Annotated in this window: 6 protein-coding genes; 1 reads left to right on the plus strand and 5 read right to left on the minus strand. The window is 64.0% G+C overall.

Annotated features, from left to right (window positions below; all coding sequences use genetic code 11):
* The 4 genes from ABSG20_RS29905 to ABSG20_RS29920 all read right to left on the minus strand — a co-directional run.
* A partial coding sequence (locus tag ABSG20_RS29905; protein ID WP_423868064.1) for an SAM-dependent methyltransferase occupies positions 1–596 on the minus strand: 596 nt, incomplete at its 3' end.
* Positions 593–1,333, minus strand: a complete 741-nt coding sequence (locus tag ABSG20_RS29910; RefSeq protein ID WP_423868065.1) for a PIG-L deacetylase family protein — start codon at positions 1,331–1,333, stop codon at positions 593–595. The genes ABSG20_RS29910 and ABSG20_RS29905, both read right to left, overlap by 4 nt.
* Positions 1,330–2,445 carry an acyl-CoA dehydrogenase family protein gene (locus ABSG20_RS29915; RefSeq protein ID WP_423868069.1) on the minus strand — a complete coding sequence of 372 codons (1,116 nt, stop codon included), beginning with the start codon at positions 2,443–2,445 and terminating at the stop codon, positions 1,330–1,332. Before ABSG20_RS29915 ends, ABSG20_RS29910 begins: the two co-directional genes overlap by 4 nt.
* 9 nt (positions 2,446–2,454) lie before the next feature.
* On the minus strand, positions 2,455–2,610 hold the full coding sequence (locus ABSG20_RS29920; RefSeq protein WP_423868066.1) for a hypothetical protein: 156 nt from the start codon (positions 2,608–2,610) through the stop codon (positions 2,455–2,457).
* Between ABSG20_RS29920 and ABSG20_RS29925 the strand changes: the two genes are divergently transcribed.
* Positions 2,609–2,836 carry a hypothetical protein gene (locus ABSG20_RS29925; RefSeq protein ID WP_423868067.1) on the plus strand — a complete coding sequence of 76 codons (228 nt, stop codon included), beginning with the start codon at positions 2,609–2,611 and terminating at the stop codon, positions 2,834–2,836. The genes ABSG20_RS29920 and ABSG20_RS29925 overlap by 2 nt on opposite strands.
* 318 nt (positions 2,837–3,154) lie before the next feature.
* On the opposite strand, the gene ABSG20_RS29930 is transcribed toward ABSG20_RS29925, so the two are convergent.
* Positions 3,155–4,926 (minus strand): methyl-accepting chemotaxis protein (locus tag ABSG20_RS29930; RefSeq protein WP_423868068.1); only part of this gene is annotated, 1,772 nt, incomplete at its 5' end.

Raw genomic sequence — 4,926 nt, forward strand, 5'->3', positions numbered from 1 at the left:
GCACCACCCCCCACCCCCGCCTGGCGCGAAAATCGTTCCAGCCGGTAGACATCATCGCGAACGATCGTCCGAACCGGCAATCGTCTAGAGATGTGGCGCGCGAAGATCTCGCTCGCGGCCTCGCCGGTCAGGGGATAATCGGTTTCGCCCAGCCAATGGCACAACACGATCTCGCCGTCGGACTGAAGCGCCTCGCCGCAACGTTCGGCGACGCGGGCGAGGTCGCCGGCGACGAAGTAGTAAAGGACTTCCGAAAGAACGATCAGATCGAAGCGGCCCGGCGGGAAATCGCGCGGCACCGAGCCGGTGATGAACAAAGCGTTGGCAATCCCGCTTTGCCGCGCCGCCGCGATCGCCGTCGCCGAGGCATCGATCGCCGTGATCTCCTGGGATCGCGAGGCCAATAAGCCGGTCAGCACCCCGATCGAACAGCCGATCTCGAGGGCGCTCCGGTATCTTTGTTTTCCGAGCGCTGCGACCGTGGCCGCATACTTGTTCCGCTCGTAGTCGCTGCTGCGGAAATTCAAGGGGTCGATGTCGCCGAGGTACTTGTCCTCAAAATAGTCCGACGTAAGGGTGGTCGTTTTCCGGCTCATCGCGCCATCTCGACGAAATATTCGAAGGGTCCGAGAAAGGGCTCAAGCGTCGCAGCGCTGAAGCGAAACCCGTCCGGGTCATCACTGACCAGATCTGTCATTTGGGAGACATGGGCGGCGAGCGCCGCATGCTTCCTGACCTGATGGCGCGATATATCGATGCGAAAACCCCGCGGCCGCGGGCGCTCGACCGGCAGCAGCGGGTCCAGGTGCCAACCCCAGACGGGATAGGCCCAAAGCCTGAGTTCGGGCAGGCGCCGCGCCACGGCGAGCGCCATCAGGGCGGCGGCTTCGTGATCGCAATGCGGATCGCCCGGCCACGTCGTGAACAAGGACCGCGCGCCGGCCTGCCGAACGATCGCCGTGATGGCTGAGATCGCGGCATCGAACGCGGGACCCTCCTTGGGCGCCCTTGTGTCCGGAAGCCCGAGGTGACTGACCTGGCCGGGCGCCAATCCGAGCAACGCCCCGGCCCGCTCGACTTCGCGACGCCTGAGGTCGATCAGCCGCTGCCGCGGATAAAGCTGTGAGCGCGGATGCGACCCCGAGCCATCGGTGATGACCACGACTGCCGCGGCCTGACCTGCCTCGCAGGCGGCCGCTATCAGTCCGCCTGTTCCCAGCGCCTCGTCGTCAGGATGCGGCGCCAGCACCACGAACGGCTGCCCGGCGGTGAGGTCGTCGACCGAACCTATCGGCATCTGCCGGAGCAAGTCGAGATAGTTGCGGGCATTCAACAAAATTCTCCGATCGGCAAGGGCGAATCCAGCACGGCGCGGGCGGCGTCGCTCATCGCCCGATCTGGAACCGGCTGTCGCAGGTAGGTGGCGAGGTCCCTGGCGATCCGCTCGATCGGGTTGGGCCTGATGAAGGACGAAAGCCCGACGCCCCGCTGCACTATTTCCATCACATCCAGCGCGGATCGCTCCACGACCGTGCGGGTCAGATTTGCAAATGCGACCGTGGCGTCGTCATCCTCTTCCTGGGCGGAAAACCGGCGGGCGGCTTCTTCGACCCAGAAGCGTGCGGTTCGGGCGGATGCGGCGCAACGAGCGACGCGCTGGAGCTGGTAGGGATCCTGAGCTCTGCCGCGTGCCACGAGATGGCCGCGGAACAGGTCGACGAGACATTCCACCGCCCCGAGCTGGGCGGCGCAGAAACGCCAGGCCCCGCCGGAGAAAAACGGCTGGCGCATGAAATCGCCGGCATCCCCGATCATTTCCTCGGCGGTGATGACGACGCCTGTGAGTTCGACCGTGCCTGTGGCCGTGGACCGCATGCCCTGGGCTTGCCACTGGCTGAGATCGGCGGGGTGCTCGGCGGCAAGCTTCAGAAGGCACATCAGCTGGCCGCTCGAGCCCTCCGCCGTGACCAGAGGCCGCGTCACCAAGCCCGCTCCGGAGGCGAGGATTTTTCGCCCCTCGAGCACCGAAGGGTAAGCCTCGCCCCGGATCTTCAACCCGGCGGCATCGTCCGCCCCCCAGACCGCGGACAGTGCGCCACGCGCGACCGCGGCAGCAAGCGAACGCAGCTGCGTTTTCGTACCATAACGGGTGACCAGGGAAATGGCGTTGACGTGGCCCTCGAACAGGCGGGCGATCGACAGATCACCGGCCCCGAGCAGGCGAAGCACGGTGCAAAGGTCGGCTTGATGGCTGCTCTCGCACAGCCCGGCGCCGTCAAGGGCCTCGGGAAACGCCGCCATCGCCAAGCCGGAACGATGAAATTCCGACCACAGGTTTGGATCGATCGCAGCGAGCTCATCGGCCTTGGACGCCGCCTCGAACGCCAGCGCCGAAAACTGCCGCGCCCGCTCGATCAGGCGCTGAATGTGGGATGGTGCAAGAATGACGGATACTCACAGGGTTAGACGTTCAAGAGCATAACTGCTCAATGCTTGAAGTCCGTTCCCCCGGGCAAGGTTCCGGCGAATCACCTGAACCGACGGAACAAATGCTTCGCGAAGCCAGTTATTTTTGCGCAGCAGCGGATCATCGAAATCATGAACGCCCATGGCTCGGATCAAACTTCAACCGGACAATCTTGACATTGGGGTGTGGTGGCTGAGGTGGGTGGACCACGATGAAATCATTGGACGCATCCTGGAAGACGATGAAGGCCGCTGCCGCATTGCACCCCAAGGTCCGCGCTGGAGCCCGATGAAGAGTTTTGCGGGAAGATTGTTCAGGACGAGAGCGGCGGCGCTGGCCGAGGTGAAGCTTTATTTCCGCAGGCGTTGATGGCGCTTGTGGCTCGATGCCCCCCGGACGCCGCATCGAGCAGGAGGTTAATCCGCGAGCCGCCGGACTGCCGAGCCACCGTCAAAGCGTTCCTTGGGATGCATTATTGCACCCCTATACCGTCTCGCGCTCGTGAGCTTCGCCTGAGCGCCCCGGCATCATCGGCAGACGCCGAATTCGCCTGTCTTTTCCATAGCGCGGCACACGGGATGGAGTAGCAAATAAGTTTGACAGTTGCATTTAATTGGCCCGGCTTTAAGTGCACTGTCACCGTTTCTATATGCGATCGAATAGCATGATCCCGGCTGCTCGCGGGGATCATGCGCCGGCGATTCTCGCACCCTGCCAATCATCCAGCCTCAGACTGGCAATCCGCGACCGCGCGGCTTCCGCTGATTTCTCGATCCAGTCGATCGCAACCGTGATGTCCTTGGTTGCGCCCGCACTCTGGTTGGCTCCGCCGCGTAATTGAGCAACCTGGCTTTCCAACCGACTGACTCGCGCCGATAAATCGTCGAGCCCGGCTGCCGATGAGTCGATGATATCGGTGCTCCGATGCGACTGGTCGATGAGATCCTTGATGGAGCGGCACACCAAATCCGTCGTGGCCTTGCCATCTGCCAAGGCTGAACTTTCCTGCTCCACAAGTGCAGCCAGCTGCTTGGAATTTTGACTGGCGCTCTCGGCCAGCTTGCCGACCTCCTGGGTCACCACAGCGAAGCTCTTGCCTTGCTCGCCCAGGCGAGCTGCCTCGATCGAGGCATTGAGGCACAGGAACTGGGTGCGGCTGGCGATCTCGGCGATGACGCGCGATTTTTCGTTGATGCTCCGGCTGCTCCAGAATATCTGCTCGACCAGGGCCGCGAGTCGATCAACCGCGACGAGGCCTTGTTCGCAGAGTTCGGACATATTGCCGGCCACGCCCTTGGCGAGCGCCACGGTCGCGCACATATTCTTGAGAGCGATCACCGATTGGGCAAGGTCGGCCGCAACGTTCGCTGCCGTATCGGTCTGAACCTTTGATCCAGCCGAAACCTTGTCCGCCGCCGCGCGCGTCTCGGAAAGCGAAACCACCACGCCACGCACATATTCCGCCAGCTCCTTGACGGCAGTACTCGAATTATCGAGCAGAAGGTTGATCTGGTCGCCAAACTCCTTGAGCGGACCGGCGACTCCGTCAACCGCCACCCGGGCCGTGAGATCGCCTCCGGCCGCCCTGGCGACGACGCCGGCAATACTCCGAATCTTCACGCTGGTCAGCGATCCGTCTTCGCTGCGGTCGGACTTCTGCTTGAACTCCTGGACACTACGCGCCATCGCGCCGATCTCGCCGGCACCTTGCAACTCCGGAATCTCGACCGATCGGTCGCCGCCGGCGATCCGCGTCATGGCTGTCGCCAGTGCCGCAATCCGGTCGGCATTCTGCTTCAACACCTTGAGGGCTGCCGCCATGGTGCTGAGCTGATCCGTCCCCTTCATATCGGGTATTTCGACCGCGCCACCGCCCCCCGCCAGGCGAGCCATGGCCGCCGAGATGGTATCGAGCGGACCGCCCACCCATCGCGTGGTGAAGCCGGTCAGAAGCGTGCCCGCGATCAGCACGATGGCGGTGACGACCAGGATCCGCGTGAGGCCGTCCGCGGCGGGGTTGCCGGCGGGCAGCGACTTGGCCACCTCTTCGGCCTTCTTGGAAACCAGCAGCAGCCGCGTGTCGATGGCCGCCGCCGAATTGGAAGCGGTTTGCGACGCACCGGTGAATCTTCGCGGCGCGGCGTCCCCGGGCTGCGACGTCGCATCGCCGCCGCTTCTCGACCGCCCGGACATCGCGAGCTGCGCAAGCCTGCCGGTCGCGGGACCCGCCACATCGACGAGGCCGGACAGGCTCTGTTCGGAGGAGCCGGACGGATCGAGAACCGTGAGCAGGGTGGCCTGCGCGTCCCGCTGCAGCGGTTCCAGGTAAGTGTCGAGAGTCTGGTCGGACGCCGAAGTCGCTCCAAGCGCCACCAGACCATCGCGAATGGCGGCCGCCCGTTGCCCGAGCGCGCGCCGTTCGCGGATCAGATCGTCGGCGTTGGCAAAGAAGTCTTGAA

Origin of the sequence: Bradyrhizobium sp. (assembly GCF_049512235.1) — a bacterium.
In the GTDB taxonomy this organism is placed as follows: Bacteria; Pseudomonadota; Alphaproteobacteria; order Rhizobiales; family Xanthobacteraceae; genus Bradyrhizobium.

What these genes read in the sequence shown, in the direction of transcription:
- ABSG20_RS29920 (WP_423868066.1), bottom strand. Translation starts at nt 2,610, where the DNA reads ATGGGCGTTCATGATTTCGATGATCCGCTGCTGCGCAAAAATAACTGG.
- ABSG20_RS29925 (WP_423868067.1), top strand. Translation starts at nt 2,609, where the DNA reads ATGGCTCGGATCAAACTTCAACCGGACAATCTTGACATTGGGGTGTGG.